16 protein-coding genes are annotated in these 17,330 nt (G+C 66.0%); 2 read left to right on the top strand and 14 right to left on the bottom strand.

Annotation, left to right across the window (positions count from 1 at the left end; genetic code table 11):
* Positions 1-61 precede the first annotated feature (61 nt).
* From D3880_RS00780 to D3880_RS00770, 3 genes are all read right to left on the bottom strand, one after another.
* Positions 62-1,048, bottom strand: a complete 987-nt coding sequence (locus D3880_RS00780; RefSeq protein WP_119891643.1) for an alpha/beta hydrolase — start codon at positions 1,046-1,048, stop codon at positions 62-64.
* Positions 1,049-1,290: 242 nt separating this feature from the next.
* Positions 1,291-2,046, bottom strand: a complete 756-nt coding sequence (locus D3880_RS00775) for a TerC family protein (protein ID WP_119891642.1) — start codon at positions 2,044-2,046, stop codon at positions 1,291-1,293.
* Between the two features lie 82 nt (positions 2,047-2,128).
* On the bottom strand, positions 2,129-3,034 hold the full coding sequence (locus D3880_RS00770) for an AEC family transporter (RefSeq protein WP_119891641.1): 906 nt from the start codon (positions 3,032-3,034) through the stop codon (positions 2,129-2,131).
* A 210-nt stretch (positions 3,035-3,244) separates the two neighbouring features.
* Between D3880_RS00770 and D3880_RS00765 the strand changes: the two genes are divergently transcribed.
* Positions 3,245-3,646: a GFA family protein gene (locus D3880_RS00765; RefSeq protein WP_119891640.1), complete on the top strand. Its 402-nt coding sequence runs from the start codon at positions 3,245-3,247 to the stop codon at positions 3,644-3,646.
* Between the two features lie 307 nt (positions 3,647-3,953).
* Here the strand turns inward: D3880_RS00765 and D3880_RS00760 are convergent, their stop codons facing one another.
* The 11 genes from D3880_RS00760 to D3880_RS00710 all read right to left on the bottom strand — a co-directional run bounded on the left by D3880_RS00760 (position 3,954) and on the right by D3880_RS00710 (position 15,871).
* On the bottom strand, positions 3,954-5,915 hold the full coding sequence (locus tag D3880_RS00760) for a DUF7844 domain-containing protein (protein WP_119891639.1): 1,962 nt from the start codon (positions 5,913-5,915) through the stop codon (positions 3,954-3,956).
* Positions 5,912-6,232, bottom strand: coding sequence for a DUF2388 domain-containing protein (locus D3880_RS00755; protein WP_119891638.1), 321 nt, complete (start codon positions 6,230-6,232; stop codon positions 5,912-5,914). Before D3880_RS00755 ends, D3880_RS00760 begins: the two co-directional genes overlap by 4 nt.
* A gap of 259 nt (positions 6,233-6,491) precedes the next feature.
* Entirely contained in the window at positions 6,492-6,809 is a 318-nt protein-coding gene (locus D3880_RS00750) for a DUF2388 domain-containing protein (protein WP_119891637.1), read from the bottom strand.
* Positions 6,810-6,903: 94 nt separating this feature from the next.
* Positions 6,904-7,113 carry a DUF1127 domain-containing protein gene (locus D3880_RS00745; protein ID WP_119891636.1) on the bottom strand — a complete coding sequence of 70 codons (210 nt, stop codon included), beginning with the start codon at positions 7,111-7,113 and terminating at the stop codon, positions 6,904-6,906.
* 233 nt (positions 7,114-7,346) lie between these two features.
* Entirely contained in the window at positions 7,347-7,562 is a 216-nt protein-coding gene (locus tag D3880_RS00740) for a DUF1127 domain-containing protein (protein WP_119891635.1), read from the bottom strand.
* Positions 7,563-7,876: 314 nt separating this feature from the next.
* Positions 7,877-9,370, bottom strand: coding sequence for an acetyl-CoA hydrolase/transferase family protein (locus tag D3880_RS00735; RefSeq protein ID WP_119891634.1), 1,494 nt, complete (start codon positions 9,368-9,370; stop codon positions 7,877-7,879).
* A gap of 284 nt (positions 9,371-9,654) precedes the next feature.
* Positions 9,655-11,106: an NAD(P)(+) transhydrogenase (Re/Si-specific) subunit beta gene (locus D3880_RS00730; RefSeq protein WP_119891633.1), complete on the bottom strand. Its 1,452-nt coding sequence runs from the start codon at positions 11,104-11,106 to the stop codon at positions 9,655-9,657.
* 1 nt (position 11,107) lies between these two features.
* Positions 11,108-11,428, bottom strand: coding sequence for an NAD(P) transhydrogenase subunit alpha part 2 (locus D3880_RS00725; RefSeq protein ID WP_119891632.1), 321 nt, complete (start codon positions 11,426-11,428; stop codon positions 11,108-11,110).
* Between the two features lie 11 nt (positions 11,429-11,439).
* Positions 11,440-12,561 (bottom strand): Re/Si-specific NAD(P)(+) transhydrogenase subunit alpha, encoded by a 1,122-nt coding sequence (locus D3880_RS00720; RefSeq protein WP_119891631.1) that lies wholly within the window; start codon positions 12,559-12,561, stop codon positions 11,440-11,442.
* Between the two features lie 643 nt (positions 12,562-13,204).
* The gene (locus tag D3880_RS00715) at positions 13,205-14,572 is read right to left on the bottom strand and encodes a DUF1329 domain-containing protein (protein ID WP_119891630.1); all 1,368 of its coding nucleotides are present in this window, start codon (positions 14,570-14,572) and stop codon (positions 13,205-13,207) included.
* Positions 14,573-14,962: 390 nt separating this feature from the next.
* Positions 14,963-15,871: a LysR family transcriptional regulator gene (locus tag D3880_RS00710; protein WP_119891629.1), complete on the bottom strand. Its 909-nt coding sequence runs from the start codon at positions 15,869-15,871 to the stop codon at positions 14,963-14,965.
* 195 nt (positions 15,872-16,066) lie between these two features.
* On the opposite strand from D3880_RS00710, the gene D3880_RS00705 reads away from it, so the two are divergent.
* On the top strand, positions 16,067-17,248 hold the full coding sequence (locus D3880_RS00705) for an acyl-CoA dehydrogenase (RefSeq protein WP_119891628.1): 1,182 nt from the start codon (positions 16,067-16,069) through the stop codon (positions 17,246-17,248).
* Positions 17,249-17,330: the final 82 nt, after the last annotated feature.

Below are 17,330 nucleotides of genomic sequence, written 5' to 3'. Positions count from 1 at the left end.
GCCTTGTCTGGCTCTAGCTCGCGAGATCGTGAACAGGTTCTGAGCCGCGCTCAGGCGGCGCTTACTTCTGCTTGCCCTTGCGGATGATGGAGGTGCGGCGGAACTCGTCATCGGGGAACACCCGCCCGGTCCTGATGCATTCGAAGATGTGCTCGAAGACCAGCCCGGGCTCGCCCTTCTTGGCGCCGCTGCGAAAGTAGGAGTGGCCCTTGGGGTTGTCGTATTCGTTGTTCACGTCATCGCAGTCGACGGCATAGACGTTTTTCGGCGTCAGCTCCATGTTTTCCGGCCCGCTATGGCCGAGCCGGCGCGACGCTATCTTGTTCTTCAGGTTCGCGGCCTTGCTGCTGCGCAGGGCAAGATCGTCGGAGGCGAAGTAGACCACCACATTGCGCGAGGCATCGGCAATCAGCGCGGCGCGTTCCTCCCTGTGGATGGACTCGTTCTCGATGTCGGCGGCCACCAGGAAGGTATTGCGGAAGATCAGCGGCACGCCATTGGGCAGGTCATATTTGTTCCAGGCGCAGAGCGCTTCGCGCAGGACCCGGTTGCCCATTGAATGGGCGAGCATGTTGAGCCGCTTCAGGCAGGGATCCTTCTGCGGATCGTTATCCTCGGAATTTCTCCAGTTGATGAAGGCGACCAGGGCCCTGGAGAGCGAGTAGGCGCTCATGTCGGCGGATTTCTGGTCGTCCCAGTAGTTCTGGACTATGCCGAAGTCGTTGTCGCAGGGCCAGATCACCGGGACCACCAGCACTTCCTGCTGCGCCTTCTTGTTGCACAGCGCCTGGAATTCCTCGGCGGCCGCGAAGACATCGGTGGGCAGGTTGGAGAAGCCATGCAGGTAGATGAGGATCTGCCGATACTCGGACTCTTTGAGCCGGCGCATGAAGTTCTTGCTGCCGATTTCTTCGATGGCGTCTGGCGCGGTTCTGTCGCAGAAGAATATCGAGTTGCTGGGGGCGTTGTTCCTGAGATCGAACTCGAACGCACGGCCAACCTTGGTCTGGATGCTCTGCTTAGGGAACCTGTTGGTTAGGAATAACATGTGCTGGCCTCCTCAGGCTTGTCGCCGACGCCGGGGCTGCACACAGGGCGGCGGCCGCTCGCCTGTAATCTAGCGAGGGCGCGCGCATGGCGTAGGAAGCAAAAGGAATAGTAGATCGAGCCGATGCTTCTATCCCGGCGCCTGAGGGGGTGCGGCATGCGCCGCAGCCGCCGCGCACAGTCCCGCCGCAGCGCACAAAACAACAGGGCCAAAAGGCCCTGTTCGCGTTGCGCAGCTTCCGCCTATTCCCCGGGAATATCCTTGCGCAGCCTGACCGGCGCCTGCTTGGCGCGGGCGCTGCGCATGCGGATGTTGAGCGTCTCGACGCCCAGCGAGAAGGCCATGGCGAAGTACACGTAGCCGCGCGGCACATGCACCTCGAAGGCCTCGGCGACCAGCACGGTGCCGACCAGGGTGAGGAACGACAGGGCGAGCATCTTCAGGCTCGGGTGGCGGTCGATAAAGCCGCCGATCGGCCCCGCCGCCGCCATCATCACCAGCACGGCGGCGACGATGGCGGCGACCATCACCGGCACATGGCTGACCATGCCCACCGCGGTGATCACCGAGTCGAGGGAGAACACGATGTCGATCAGGGCGATCTGGATCACCGTGCCGATCACCCCGCCGGCCATGCTCTTCGGCTCGCCGGCGCTGTCGTCCTCGCCCTCCAGGCCGTAGTAGATCTCCTGGCTGCTCTTCCACAGCAGAAACAGACCGCCGAAGAACAGGATCAGGTCGCGCCCGGACACGCCGTGGCCGGCCAGGCTGAACAGGTCCTCGGTCAGGCGCATGACCCAGGCGATCGACAGCAACAGGCCGATCCGCGTGACCATCGCCAGGGCCAGGCCAAACAGCCGCGTGCGTTGCTGCTGGGCGGGCGGCATGCGGCCGACCAGGATGCTGATCATGATGATGTTGTCGATGCCGAGGACGATCTCCAGGGCGGTAAGGGAGAAGAAGGCGATCCAGAGTTCCGGGCTGCTCAGCCATTCCATAAGCGCGGGCTCTTGTGCGGGAGATGAGGAGCACAGGATAACCAAGCGCCGCCGCCGCGCCCATCGGCTTCAGCGCCTGTTGTCAGCCGCGTAGCGCCAGCAGCAACGGCAGGCTGACCGCCGCCAGCAGGGTCTGCAGGGTGATGAGCGCGGCCATCAGGTGGCTGTCGCCGCCGAGCTGGCGGGTCAGCACGTAGGCGGTCGGCGCCGTCGGCAGGGCGAAGAACAGCACCAGCAGGCCGCTTTCCATGGCCGGCAGTTGCAGCAGGCGCGCCACGCCCCAGGCCAAGAGCGGCATGCCGAGCAGGCGCACGGCGCAGTTGCCGAGCAGCGCCGGCCACTCGCCGGCCAGTTCCTGCGGGCGCAGGGCGGCACCGACGCAGAGCAGGCCGAGCGGCAGGCTGGCGGCGGCGAGCAGGCCGAGCAGGCGGTCGACACCGCCAGCCGGGCCGAGACCGGCGAGGTTGACCAGCAGGCCGGCCAGGCAGGCGAGGATCAGCGGGTTCTTGAGCACCGGCAGGAACAGGGCACGGGCACTGACGCCCTGGTCGGCGCTCAGCGCCCACACCGACAGCAGGTTCACTGCCGGCACCAGCAGCGCCAGCATCAGCGCGGCGAGGCTCAACCCCGCGCTGCCGAACAGGCTGCCGATGGCGGCCAGGCCGAGGTAGGTGTTGAAACGCAGCACGCCCTGGGTGAAGGCGCCGAAGCGCCCGGCCGGCCAGCCGCGCAGGCGCCGGCACAACAGCAGCGCCAGCCAGGCCAGACCGAGGCCGAGCAACACCGCCAGGGCCAGACGCGGCAGCGCCGGATTGGCCAGTGGCGCGCTGGCCAGGCTGCTGAACAGCAGGGCCGGAAACAGGATGAAGTAGTTGAGCCGCTCGGCCGCCGGCCAGAACGCCTCGCCGGGGAAATCCAGGCGGCGCAGCGCATAACCGCCGACGATCAGGGCGAACAGCGGCCAGAGGGCGGTCAACAGCGGGCTCATCCGGGGTCCTTGCGGAAGAAATGGCCATCTTGGTCGGCAGTCCCGCTGGGCGCAAGTCGGGGTTGGGCTAGTGTTCTGTCTGGGAGTCATGGAAGCACTGGCAGATGCCTGCACCTGGCCGTTGGCTGGCGATCAGCCTCGGGTTTGCGCAGTTTGCTCGTCAGCCAGAGGGCGTCTGCAAGACTGGGATCATTGCAACGGGAGACCGCCATGTCCGAACTGCACCTCGGCGGCTGTCATTGCGGCAGCCTGCGCTACCAGTTCAACGCGCCGCTGCATGACATCGCCCACTGTCACTGCTCGATCTGTCGACGCACCAGCGGCGGCATCGTCACCACCTGGATCACGGTACCGCTGCCGGCCTTCACCTGGACGGTCGGCGAGCCGGCCCAGTACCGCTCCTCGTCCCACGCCACGCGCTACTTCTGCCCCACCTGCGGCGCCCAGCTGGCGCTGTTCACTGCCCTCAGCCCGGAAACCCTGGACGTCACCGTCGCCACCCTCGACCAGCCCGAACGCGCCCGCCCCGACCGGCATATCTGGGTCAAGAACCGCCTGCCCTGGCTGCACCTCGATCCGCAGTTGCCGGAGGAGGATGGGGAGACCTTGTGATGGGCGTGGGGCTCTTGGCAGCCCGGAGATAATCCGGGCTGCTAACCGTCGTAGGTTGGGTTGAGGAGCGCAGCGACGAAGCCCAACAAGCGGCGTCTATTGCAACACCTTGGCCGAACTCGGCATCGCCGTTGGGCTGGCGATCCGTGCCGGGCCGATCCGCGGTGATCGCCAGCAAGGTCCGTAGGATGGGCTGAGCTTGCGATACCCATCGAATCCCAATGATGGGTATCGCTGCGCTCAACCCATCCTACCCAGCTGCGTCAGCACAGAGGATCGACGCGGCTGACCCGCGGCTGAGCGTCGCTCAGGGCAGCCGCAGCCCGCCGCCGGCCTTGTGCAGCGCGCGCAGGTGTTCACCGAGTTGCTTGAGGTTGGTTTCGCTGGCCTCGATCTCGGCCAGGCGCGCCGGGTCGAGCAGGCGCCGCACTTCCTGGTCGAGATCGGCGGTAAGGCCGCGTAGCAGTTGCTGGCGTTCGGCGCTCTGTTGCTGCAGGCGCTGCGACTCACCGAGCTGCGGCAGGCCGTAGCCGCGCTCGAGCAGTTCCGCCGGGCGGCTGAGGAAGCCGCTGTTGGCGAGGATCTGCTGCAGGGTATCGCCGGCCTTGGCGAAGCGGCTGTCGGCGAGCTGGTCGCGGGCGCCGAGGTAGTGGCGCTTGAGTTCGTCCTGGGCGAGCAGCAGCTGGCGGCGCAGGGCGGCCTGTTCGAGCAGCAGCAGGGCGGCGCTGGCGCGCAGGTCGGCTGGCGCGAACCAGGGCCGGCGGGCGCTGGCCGGCAATTCCAGCCAGTCTTCGACCCGGGTCTGGGGAATCGTCAGGCGCTGCTTGAGCACGGCGAACATGGCTTGGTAGCGCTCGCGGAAGGAGTCGAAGCGGTAGCCCAGGCGCAACGCCTCCTTGGGATCGGCGAGCACGCTGCGGTCGGCCAGGCCGCGGCCAACCAGCGAGTCCAGCAGGCCGTTCGGCATGATGCTGTCGAGCCCCTGCAGCTCCGGGCGCGCGGTGCCGCTGCGTAGCAGCTTGAGGGTTTCCACCGCGCAGTTGTTGGAGAGGAAGTAATAGTCGCCGTCGTAACCCCAGTGCAGCTCGGCGGCGTGCTCGACCAGGTCATGCACCTGCTGGCGCGACAGCTTCAGCGGCACCGAGGCGAGGCCGCGCAGCTCGACCTTGGTGTATTCGTCGATCACCTGGTTGAGTGGCAGGACGAACAGCCGCGACGGGTAGGCGCCGACCAGCGCGGCCCAGCTGGACAGCTGCAGGTCGCCGACGAAGGCGCGGTAGGACAGCACCAGATGCTGGTCGAGATCGAGCCGGCAGTCCGGCCCGCGCGGCCGGCCGGGGGCGCAGATCACCAGGCGCAGCATGGTGTGGCCCCAGCGGCTGACCCAGTTGTCGTTGGCCTCGGCGAACAGGTAGTCGACCGCATAGACCCGCTCGGGATCGAGCTGGCCGAGCGGTTGGCGGGCGAAGTCGCTGCCGGCGTTGAGGTAGGGGTAGGTCGCGGCGCAGGGTGTCGGGTTCGCCGGCGCCCAGCCGAAGTGCTCGCGGAAGTAGCGATACAGCGCCGGGCGGCGGCAAGCGTAGCTGGGGTCGAGGAGGAAGTACTCGAGGTTCACCGCGACGTACTCGCGCGGGTTGCTCAGCTCGTAGAGGTCCGGACTGCGCGGGCTCTGCGCGTTGTGTTGTTCGCGTTGACCGCGGCGGCCGACGTACTGCGGCCAGCCGGCCAGATCGAGCAGGCGCGGGTCGTCGCTGAAGGTGAAGCGTCGCGCGGTCTGCCCGCGGCAGGCGTCCGGCAGGCCGACCAGGCCCAGGCTGGCGGCGCGCTGCTGGCAGCGTTGCCAGGCCAGCCGGTCGCGGCTCGGCCACAGGCGGGCGCGGTCGTACAGGTGGGTCAGTTCGTGCAGCACGGTGGCCAGCAGCTCGCGGCGCAGGGTAGCGTGCGGGCGGCCGGTCGGCTGGCGGGCGGCGGAACCGTCGCTCAGCGCCGGCAGCAGGCGGGCGTTGAGGAGCAGGGTATCGAGACGGCTGGCGCGGCCATAGGCGTTGGCCGGCAGGGCGTCGCTCCAGCGCACCCGTACGCGGCGGTCGAGCTGGCTGACGAAGCGCGGCGGCAGGGCCGCCAGGGCGTCGTCGAGCAGCGCCTGGCTGGCGTGCTGCTGGGCGGCGCTGAGGCCGTCGGGGTCCAGTTGCAGACGCAGTTCGGCCTCGGCCGCACCTGCGCTGAGCAGCAGGGCGGCGGCCAGCAGCCAGGCGCGGGGGCGGATCACAGGGCGAGAATGGCTTCGGCGAGGGCTTGGTCGGAGGCCTGCTGCGCGGCGGGAACGCTGGCGCGCAGGGCGTCGAAGGCCGCCTGCAGGCGCACACCACGGATTTCGCCGTTACTGGCGACGAAGCTGGCGGCATCGTCGCGGGCTTCGACCACCCGCTTCATGTCGCGGATCGAGGTGGTGGTGTCGGAAGTGAAATCGAGGCTGCGGTCGAGGCCGCGGACGATGATGTTGCTGGTCGCGACCACGCTGTGGGCCTGGGCACCGGCGCAGAACAGGGTCAGGGCGGCACAGGCGGCGATCAACGGGCTACGCATGAAAATCTCCAGAAAACTGAGGGTCACTGACTGATTGGATGAGCGTGGTCTGGAGCCGTTCCGTGGTGCGCGCGTCATATCCGGACGGGGCGGCGGCAACCGCGGGCGGCCGGTCGGAGCAGGACACGGAGACTGAGGTGCGGCCAGAGGCCGAACGGGCACGATGGCGGCCGTAGAGCCGTGCGGAGCGGGTGCAGACGGCCGCCAAGGCTAGCGGAATGCGCCGGCGAGAGCCAGCGCAGTCGGTGTGGAGCGGGGCTTAGAGGGTCAGGATGGCCTGTGCCAGCTGCATGTCGCTGGCCGCCAGCTGCGGCAACTGGCCGCGGATATGGTTGAGCGCGGCCTGCAGGCGCACGCCACGGATCTCGCCCTGGCTGGCGACGAAACTGGCGGCATCGTCGCGGGCGGCGCGGACGATCTTGTCGTCCTTGAACGAGGAGCTCACGTCCGAGGTGGTTTCGGTGGTGGCGGCGAGCGCGCCGACGGTGGCATCGGTGGTGACGACGAAGCTGGTGGCCGAGGCGCTGGTGGCCAGGGTCAGCAGGGCGGCGGCACTGAGCAGACGCAGACGGGACATGATGGAACTCCTTGAGGCTAAACGGAATGCGGAGCCTGCAGACGACCTGACAAGCTCCGGCGGATCATAGCCTAAAGCCTAGCCCAGACGCTGCTCAGCGCCAGAACGGCTTGTCCAGTTCGGCCTGGCGCTCGCCGTGGCTGATGCCGACATCCGCGAGCTGGTGTTCATCGAGCATGGCCAGCTGACGGCGCGTGCGGGCGCGCTGGGCCCAGAGCGCGAGGGTGACGAGCAGCTGCGGCAGCCGGGGCCGGGAGGCGGACCGCTCGGCGAGCGAGGGGGTGGGGCTGAGGGTGCGCTCCATGGCACTGTCCTTCCCGCTGGCGGCGGGGGTCGGGGGATGGGAGTCCATGGTCGCGCGGCGAGTAAAGGTTGTGCAGTCACAGTGCTGCAAAATTGTATCGTGACAGGTGTGTATTTATAGAAACTGTGCTGGTCAACTTTCGGCCCAGCTGTGCTGGCACGGGCTGGGCGCTCGGCCAGAAACGACAAACCCCGGCACTAGGCCGGGGTTTGAGAGCTACCTTGCCGGGCGAGTTAACGCCAGAACGGCTTGTTCAGTTCGGCGTAGCGCTGCGCCTCGCTGATGCCGGCGTCGGCCAGCAGACGTGGGTCCAGGCGCGCGAGCACGTGACGGGTGGTGATGCGGCGCTGCCAGAGCATCAGATTGGCGATCAGGCGTACAGGCAGGGCGGCGTGATCAGTGCTGGGGGCTTCAACGAAATGCAGGTCGGAACCGAGGGTACGTTCCATGGTGGTCGTCCTTCCGCTTGTGGCGGGATTGAGAATTTCACGACCGCTATGATCTACCCCGAACAGCTCTCGCTCCAGTCACAGTTGCCGAGAATTGTGCTGGTAACTGCCGGGTTTTTCTAAAACTGTGCCACCCGCAAACGGCCAATCTGTACCAGTTCTGCCGGCTAAGGGGCGTTTGTATGGGCAAAACCAGGCTCGGCAGCGATCTTTGCCGCCGATAACCAGTACAGTTTTAGTTAAATCCGAAATATTAACTGAACTGTTTGTCAGTTTTCCCGTCAGGCGGGCGGCGCTCCCGCCCGCCTGATGGCTCAGCCGGCCAACATGCGCCCGGCTTCTTCCAGGTTGATATGCCAGGCCAGCGCTTCGCGCAGCAGGTGCGGGGTGTGGCCGCCCTTGGCGCAGGCACGCGCGAAGTAGTCCTGCAGCGCCGCGCGGTAGTCGGGGTGCACGCAGTTGGCGATGATCGCCCGCGCCCGTTCGCGCGGCGCCAGGCCGCGCAGGTCGGCGAGGCCCTGCTCGGTGACCAGGATGTCGACGTCGTGCTCGCTGTGGTCGACGTGGCTGACCATCGGCACCACGCTGGAGATCGCCCCGCCCTTGGCGATCGACTTGGTGACGAAGATCGCCAGGTGGGCGTTGCGGGCGAAGTCGCCGGAACCGCCGATGCCGTTCATCATCTGGGTGCCGCCGACGTGGGTGGAGTTGACGTTGCCGTAGAGGTCGAACTCCAGCGCGGTGTTGATGCCGATGATGCCCAGGCGGCGGACCACCTCGGGGTGGTTGGAGATCTCCTGCGGGCGCAGCACCAGCTTGTCCTTGTACTTCTCCAGGTTGCCGAACACGTCGGTGTTGCGGCGCCCGGACAGGGTGATCGAGCTGCCCGAGGCGAAGCGCAGCTTGCCGGCGTCGATCAGGTCGAAGGTCGAGTCCTGCAGCACTTCGGAGTACATCGTCAGGTTGTCGAACGGCGAGTCGATCAGGCCGCACATCACCGCGTTGGCGATGCTGCCGATGCCGGCCTGCAGCGGGCCGAGGCTGTTGTCCATGCGCCCGGCGGCGACCTCGCCCTTGAAGAAGGCGATCAGGTGATCGGCGATCGCCTGGGTCTCCGCGTCCGGCGGCAGCACGCTGGACGGCGAGTCGGCCTGGTCGTTGATGACGATGGCGACGATCTTCTCCGCCGGAATCGGAATCGCGGTGCTGCCGATGCGGTCGTCGACGCCGGTCAGCGGGATCGGTGTGCGGGTCGGCCGGTAGGTCGGGATGTAGATGTCGTGCAGGCCTTCGAGGTTGGGGTTGTGCGCCAGGTTGATCTCGACGATCACCCGCTCGGCGAAGATCGCGAAGCTGGCCGAGTTGCCCACCGAGGTGGTCGGCACTATGTGGCCCTGCTCGGTGATGGCGACCGCCTCGATCACCGCGATGTCCGGCTTCTTCAGCTGGTGGTTGCGCAGCTGCTCGACGGTTTCCGACAGGTGCTGGTCGATGAACATCACTTCCCCGGCATTAATGGCCTTGCGCAGCGTGCTGTCGACCTGGAACGGCATGCGCCGGGCCAGCACGCCGGCCTCGGTGAGCTGCTTGTCGAGGTCGTTGCCGAGGCTGGCGCCGGTCATCAGGCTGATCTGCAACGGGCTGTGCTTGGCCCGTTCGGCCAGCGCCTGCGGCACCGCCTTGGCCTCGCCGGCGCGGGTGAAGCCGCTCATGCCGACGGTCATGCCATCTTCGATCAGGGCCGCGGCATCGGCCGCACTCATCAACTTGCCCAGCAGGGAGGGCAGACGCACGCGATCTTGATACACGGGGGGAAACCTCGGACAACGGAAAACAGGCGCGCAGTCTAGGGGCTGGCCGGCACGGCGACTTCTATACCAAGGTCGAAGAAATGGCTCTGGCTGGCACCTTTGGTCGGCGGAGAAACGGCGCATGACCATAGGATGGGTTGAGCCTGCGATAGCCATCATTTCGCGGGGCGTCGATGGGAATCGCTGCGCTCGTCCCATCCTACAAAAGCGCCAAGGCACGGCCGGAAACGAAAAACCCCGGCACTGGGCCGGGGTTTTTCAGCGGCTGGTTGAGGCGACGATTAATCGACGGCCTTGACCATGTCCTCGATGACCTTCTTGGCGTCGCCGAACACCATCATGGTCTTGTCGAGGTAGAACAGTTCGTTGTCCAGGCCGGCGTAGCCGCTGGCCATCGAACGCTTGTTGACGATCACGGTCTTGGCCTTGTAGGCCTCGAGGATCGGCATGCCGGCGATCGGCGACTTCGGATCGTTCTTCGCCGCCGGGTTGACCACGTCGTTGGCGCCGAGCACCAGCACCACGTCGGCCTGGCCGAACTCGGAGTTGATGTCTTCCATCTCGAACACCTGCTCGTAGGGCACTTCGGCCTCGGCCAGCAGGACGTTCATGTGACCCGGCATACGGCCGGCAACCGGGTGGATCGCGTACTTCACGGTCACGCCGCGGTGGGTCAGCTTCTCCGCCAGTTCCATCACAGCGTGCTGGGCACGTGCCACCGCCAGGCCGTAGCCGGGGACGATGATCACGCTGTCGGCGTTGGTCAGCAGGAACGCGGCGTCGTCGGACGAACCGGACTTCACCGGGCGGGCTTCCTGAGCGCCAGCCGGGCCGGCTGCGTCAGTTGCGCCACCGAAGCCGCCGAGGATGACGTTGAAGAACGAGCGGTTCATCGCCTTACACATGATGTAGGAGAGAATCGCACCCGAGGAGCCGACCAGCGAACCGGCGACGATCAGCATCGAGTTGTTCAGCGAGAAGCCGATACCGGCCGCCGCCCAGCCCGAGTAGCTGTTGAGCATCGACACCACCACCGGCATGTCGGCGCCGCCGATCGGGATGATGATCAGCACGCCGATGACGAAGGCCAGGGCGAGCAGCAGGGCGAAGGCGCTGAAGTTGCCGGTGAAGGCGAAGACCAGGCCGAGGCCGATGATGGCCAGGCCGATCAGCAGGTTGAGCAGGTGCTGGCCCTTGAACTGTACCGGTGCGCCCTGGAACAGGCGGAACTTGTACTTGCCGGACAGCTTGCCGAAGGCGATCACCGAACCGGAGAAGGTGATGGCACCGATGGCCGCGCCGAGGAACAGCTCCAGACGGTTACCCGCCGGGATGGCGTCGCCCAGTTGCTGGACGATGCCCAGCGACTGCGGCTCGACCACGGCGGCGATGGCGATGAACACCGCGGCCAGACCGATCATGCTGTGCATGAAGGCCACCAGCTCGGGCATCTTGGTCATTTCCACGCGCTTGGCCATGATCGCGCCGGCAGTGCCGCCAATCAGCAGGCCGACCAGCACATAGCCCAGGCCGGTGGCGGCGCTGCCGCCTTCGCCGAGCTGTGCGGCGAGCTTGAACACCAGGCCGATGGTGGTGGCCATGGCGATGCCCATGCCGACCATGCCGAACAGGTTGCCGCGGCGCGAGCTGGTCGGGTGCGACAGGCCTTTCAGCGCCTGGATGAAGCAGATCGAAGCGATCAGGTAGAGAACAGTGATCAGGTTCATGCTCATGTCAGTGTTTCTCCGCCTGCGCTTTCGGCGCCTTCTTCTTGAACATTTCCAGCATGCGGCGGGTGACCAGGAAGCCACCGAACACGTTGACCGCGGCCAGGGCCACGGCCAGGGTGCCCATGGTCTTGCCCAGCGGGGTGACGGTGAGGGCGGCGGCGAGCATGGCGCCGACGATCACGATCGCCGAGATGGCGTTGGTCACCGCCATCAGCGGGGTGTGCAGGGCCGGGGTGACGTTCCACACCACGTGGTAGCCGACGTAGATGGCCAGCACGAAGATGATCAGGTTGTAGATGCCGTGGGAGATCAGCATGTCTTCCATTGTCTGGCTCCTTATCCGTTCTTGCGCACGACTTGGCCGTCACGGCACATCAGGCACGCGGCGACGATGTCGTCTTCGAGATTGAGGTGGAACTTGCCTTCGCCGTCGATGACCAGCTTGAGGAAGTCCTGCAGGTTGCGCGCGTACAGGGCCGAGGCATCCGCCGGCACCATGGCCGCCAGGTTGCTGTAGCCGACGATGGTCACGCCGTGCTTGATCACCACCTGTTCGGCTTCGGTCAGCGGGCAGTTGCCACCCTGGGCGGCCGCCAGGTCGATGACCACCGAGCCGGGTTTCATCTCCTTGACGGTTTCTTCCTTGAGCAGCACCGGTGCGGCGCGGCCCGGAATCAGCGCGGTGGTGATGACGATGTCGGCCTGCTTGGCGCGTTCGTGCACGGCCTGGGCCTGACGGGCCATCCAGCTCGCCGGCATCGGCCGGGCGTAGCCGCCGACCCCGATGGCGCACTCGCGCTCCTCGTCGGTCTCATAGGGCACGTCGACGAACTTGGCGCCGAGCGACTCGATTTGCTCCTTTACCGCCGGACGCACGTCGGACGCCTCGATCACCGCACCCAGGCGCTTGGCCGTGGCGATGGCCTGCAGGCCGGCGACACCGGCGCCGAGGATGAGGATGCGCGCGGCCTTCACGGTACCGGCGGCGGTCATCAGCATCGGCATGAAGCGCGGGTAGTGGTGCGCGGCCAGCAACACGGCCTTGTAACCGGCGATGTTGGCCTGCGAGGACAGCACGTCGAGGCTCTGCGCGCGCGAGGTACGCGGCGCGGCTTCGAGGGCGAAGGCGGTGATACCGCACTCGGCCATCTTGGCGATGGTCTCGTTGTTGAACGGGTTGAGCATGCCGACCAGCACGGCGCCGGACTTGAACTGAGTCAGTTCGGCGTCGTTGGGGGCCAGCACCTTGAGCACCAGATCGGCGCCCAGGGCTTCGGCAGCGGAGCCGATCTTCGCGCCAACGGCCTCATAGGCACTGTCCGGAACGCTGGCGTTGACGCCGGCGCCGCTCTGGACGGTGACCTGATGGCCAGCGCCGATCAGCTTCTTAACGGTTTCCGGAGTCGCGGCAACCCGCGTCTCGCCGGTAAAGGTCTCGAGGGGAACACCAATGTGCACTTTAAATCTCCTGCGTGATCGTTTTTTTCATGACCAGAACACTACGTTGGCGCTCTGGGGGCGGATCATCACAAACCCGCGAAAGCAGGTATGCAACCGGCGGGGCGCGGCATTTTGCAGGTGATCAGCGAGGCCTTCAAGAAGTTCTGAAGCCCGACTGGGCGCCGACTACAAGTCACCGGCTGACCTGGGGTTCAGCCTGGACGACGCAAAGTCGCGCGCCGACTGGCGGGGAGCAGGATTTGCGGAGAACGCAGGGGCGAGCGTCATGAGGCGGCTGAATAACCGTTCATCCACTCATGCAGGGTCTATCGCGCCGCCCGAGATTGATAGCTAAGTAATTGTCTATAAAGGGTTTTATAGAAAGCTGTAGGCAGCCGTGGCGACAGCGGGCTGTAGTCGGCTAGTAATTGACTACGGGGTCAAGAAATTTGCGGTAGGCCGCGCAGCAGTTGAGACGGGCACGGTAGAACGCAGCCGCGAGGCGGGCGGCGACGCTGCTGGGGCTGGCAGTTTCGTCCGGGTTTTTGGCGAAAACAGCGGAATACGCGCCCCGCGGCGAATGGTCGCAGGGCGGCAGGAGCAGTCCGCAACCCGGCCGCTCAACGCCTCACCTACGGGGCGTTGAGCGGCTGCGGTTGCCTCAGCGCACGCCCTCGTTGCGCAGGGCGGCCGGGGTGAAGTCGGCGGCGCTGGCCTTGAAGCCGTACTGGGTGCCGCTTTTCTCCTCGTTGCGCATGCCCAGCACGATGTAACGCCCGGCGATCAGGTCGTACAGCGCTTCCATCGCGTAGATCGGGACCTGCTGCTGGTAGTGCTGCTCGGCGTGGCCCTCACCGACCCGCCAGAGCTGGCCGCGGCCGTCGTAGTGGTCGGCATAGGCGGCTTGCCAGCCATCCTCGTCGAAGTACAGGTCGCGCTTGGCGTAGATATGCCGCTCACCGGCCTTCAGGGTCGCCACCACCTGCCACACGCGGTGCAGTTCATAGCGCGCCAGATCCTGGTTGATATGCCCGGGCTTGAGGATGTCGGCGTACTTCAGCTTGGTCGAGTCCAGGCGGTAGCTGTTATAGGGGATGTACATCTCCTTCTTGCCCACCAGCTTCCAGTCGTAGCGGTCCGGCGCGCCGTTGAACAGGTCGAAGTTGTCCGAGGTGCGCAGGCCGTCGGCAGCGGTGCCGGGACCGTCGTAGGCCACCTGCGGAGCGCGCCGCACACGACGCTGGCCGGCGTTGTAGAGCCAGGCCATGCGCGGTTCCTTTACCTGGTCGAGGGTCTCGTGGACCAGCAGCACGTTACCGGCCAGACGCGCCGGCGAGGTGACCCGCTGCTTGAAGTAGAGCAGGATGTTGGCGCCTTTCTCCTTTTCCAGATCGGTCATGTCGGTGGGGAAGGCGACCTCGTCGTCGAATTTCACCGGGGTGAAGGAGCCGTTGACCTGCGGCATGGCCTGGGCGATATGGCGTCTGTTGTTGCCACCGCGGTAGCGGGTGATGTGGTTCCACACGATCTGGACGCCATTCTTCGGGATCGGGAAGGCGTAGTAGTGGGTGTCGGCGAAATTGCTCAGGCCGTTACCGTCGTCGAGTTCCTGGGTTTGCACCGCGCTGCGTTTGGCGATGTCGTAGATCGCCTGCGGCACCGCGACCGAGCGGTGGGTCTTGAACACCGGGATCTTGTAGGTGCTGGCGTAGCGCTTGAACATCGCCATCTGCCCGGGGGAGAGCTTGTCCTTGTACTGCTCGGCATTGGCGGCGGTGATGGTGAACAGCGGCTGCTCACTGGCGAAGGGGTCGCCGAGGAAGCCGTTGCTGACCGGCGCCGCATTGGTCGGCAGGCCGCCGTCCCAGGCCGGGATGCTGCCGTCGGCATTGCCGGCTTTCTCGCCCCCGAGGGGGGTGAGGCTGGTGCCGAGTTGCGCAGCTTCTTCAGGGGAGACAGCGGCCATCACACTGCTGGCCAGCAGGGACAACGCGAGAACGCCGCTATGCAGGATGCGTGAGTGTTTCATGCTGTTCGAGACCTGTGCTGTTTCGTGTTCAGAAGTACACGCCGCAGCTGAGGGCAACGAAGTCACGGTCGGAAATGCTGGCTGGGCTCGTTGCCAGAACGTCATAGAGACTCAGGCTAACGGTGTTGGTGGTGCTCGTACTCCGGGTGGTGGCCGCCGTGGGTGGCTTAGGGCCTGCATAGAGTGTGGACTGCAACCGCAAAAGTTGCAGGGCAGCTGACGCCCGGTCATGTCGCGCCCGGATGGCTTAGAGCCTGTTTACGATCTCGCGAGCTAGAGTCAAACAAGGCGAAAACGGCTGAGGAAGCGGAGTTTACGAGCTGTAAATGAGCATTCCGAAGCCGTTCTCAACGCAGTTTGACCGACGCGCAGCAGATCGTAGACAGGTTCTTAGGCCAACCCGACCGCCGTGCGGTATTGCAGGGCGGTCGGTAGCAGCCAGTCGCGGAAGGCGCGCAGGGCCGCGGACTCGACCTTGCGCTCGGGAATCATCAGGTAATAGGCACGCTCGCTGACGCAGCTGTGTTCCATGGCCACCACCAAACGGCCCTCGGCCAGCTCGCGCTCGATCAGGAACGGCGGGATCAGCGCCACGCCCATCTCGTGCATGGCCGCCTGGGCGAGCATGGAGAACAGCTCGTAGCGCGGTCCGCTCATGTCCTGGGCGACGTTCAGGCCCAGCGAGTTGAACCACTGCCGCCAGGCATAGGGACGGGTGCTCTGCTGCAGCAGCGGCAGGCTGGCCAGGGCGCTGGCGTCGAGGCTGCTGCGGCCGTCGAGCAGGACCGGGCTGCACACCGGCTGCGAATTCTCGCGCATCAGGAAGTGCGACTCGGTGCCGGACCAGTCGGCGTCGCCGAAGTAGATCGCCGCATCGAACTCGGTGTCGGCGAACAGGAACGGCCGGGTGCGGTTGTTCAGATTGACCGTGACTTCCGGGTGCAGGCGCTGGAATTCCTTGAGCCGCGGCAGCAGCCACTGGGTGGCGAAGGTCGGCACCACCGCCAGCTCGATGCTCATCGCGCCCTGCTGGCCCATCAGTGCCAGGGTGTCGCGCTCCACCGCATCCAGCTGCGCGGCGACCTTGCGGCTGTAAGCCAGGCCGGCCTCGGTCAGCTTCACCCCGCGGCGCGAGCGGCGGAACAGGGCGATGCCGAGAAACGCCTCGAGCCCGGCGATCTGCCGGCAGATGGCGCTCTGGGTCAGGGCCAGCTCCTCGGCGGCGCGGGTGAAGCTCTGGTGGCGGGCGGCCGACTCGAAGGCCACCAGGGCCGCGGTGTTGGGGATCTTGCGACGCATCTATGCGCTACCTTCACTCTGAATGGAGATAAATGCCGATTAAACCTATCTCGAAGTGCGTAATCAGCACAATAGCGTGCGAAATCCTCGTTTGCCCGCACCGCCGTGCGGGCCTAGGATCAATACACCGCTGTTGGGCTGCGCTGGACTCGGCCCAACCTACGTTCCTTTTGATTCACTCCCGAGGATTTCGACATGGCCGGCAAAGCAAGCTTTAACTGGGAAGACCCCCTGCTGCTCGATCAGCAACTGAGCGCGGAAGAGCGCATGGTGCGCGACAGCGCCCAGCAGTACGCCCAGGACAAGTTGGCCCCGCGCGTGCTCGAGGCCTTCCGCCACGAACAGACCGACCCGGCGATCTTCCGCGAGATGGGCGAACTTGGCCTGCTCGGCGCCACCATTCCCGCCGAGTATGGCGGCAGCGGCCTCAACTACGTGTGCTACGGCCTGATCGCCCGCGAAGTCGAGCGCATCGATTCCGGCTACCGCTCGATGATGAGCGTGCAGTCGTCCCTGGTGATGGTGCCGATCTTCGAATTCGGCAACCAAGCGACCAAACAGAAGTACCTGCCCAAGCTGGCGTCCGGCGAGTGGATCGGCTGCTTCGGCCTGACCGAGCCGAACCACGGCTCCGACCCGGGCTCGATGATCTGCCGGGCGAAGAAGGTCGACGGCGGCTATCGCCTGTCCGGCAGCAAGATGTGGATCACCAACAGCCCGATCGCCGACGTGTTCGTGGTCTGGGCCAAGGACGATGCCGGCGAGATCCGCGGCTTCGTGCTCGAGAAGGGCTGGCAAGGCCTCTCCGCCCCGGTGATCCACGGCAAGGTCGGCCTGCGCGCGTCGATCACCGGCGAGATCGTCATGGACAACGTGTTCTGCCCGGAAGAGAACGCCTTCCCCGACGTGCGCGGTCTGAAAGGCCCGTTCACCTGCCTCAACTCCGCGCGCTACGGCATCAGCTGGGGCGCACTGGGCGCCGCCGAGTTCTGCTGGCACACCGCGCGTCAGTACTGCCTCGACCGCAAGCAGTTCGGCCGCCCGCTGGCCGCCAACCAACTGATCCAGAAGAAGCTCGCCGACATGCAGACCGAGATCACCCTGGCCCTGCAGGGCTGCCTGCGCCTCGGGCGGATGAAGGACGAGGGCACCGCCGCGGTGGAAATCACCTCGATCATGAAGCGCAACAGCTGCGGCAAGTCCCTCGACATCGCCCGCCTGGCCCGCGACATGCTGGGCGGTAACGGCATCAGCGACGAATTCGGCGTGGCCCGCCATCTGGTCAACCTCGAGGTGGTCAACACCTACGAGGGCACCCACGACGTCCACGCGCTGATCCTCGGCCGCGCGCAGACCGGCATCCAGGCGTTCTACTGACTTGCGCCACCAGCAACGGGCGGGTAGCCAGGCTGCCCGCCCGTTGTAGTTTCTGCCCCGCGGGGCTGGCCGGACACTCTGC

Source organism: Pseudomonas cavernae, from assembly GCF_003595175.1.
Lineage (GTDB): Bacteria > Pseudomonadota > Gammaproteobacteria > Pseudomonadales > Pseudomonadaceae > Aquipseudomonas > Aquipseudomonas cavernae.
The sequence above is the reverse complement of the archived record's forward strand: the minus strand, read 5'-3'. Positions and strand labels throughout refer to the sequence as shown.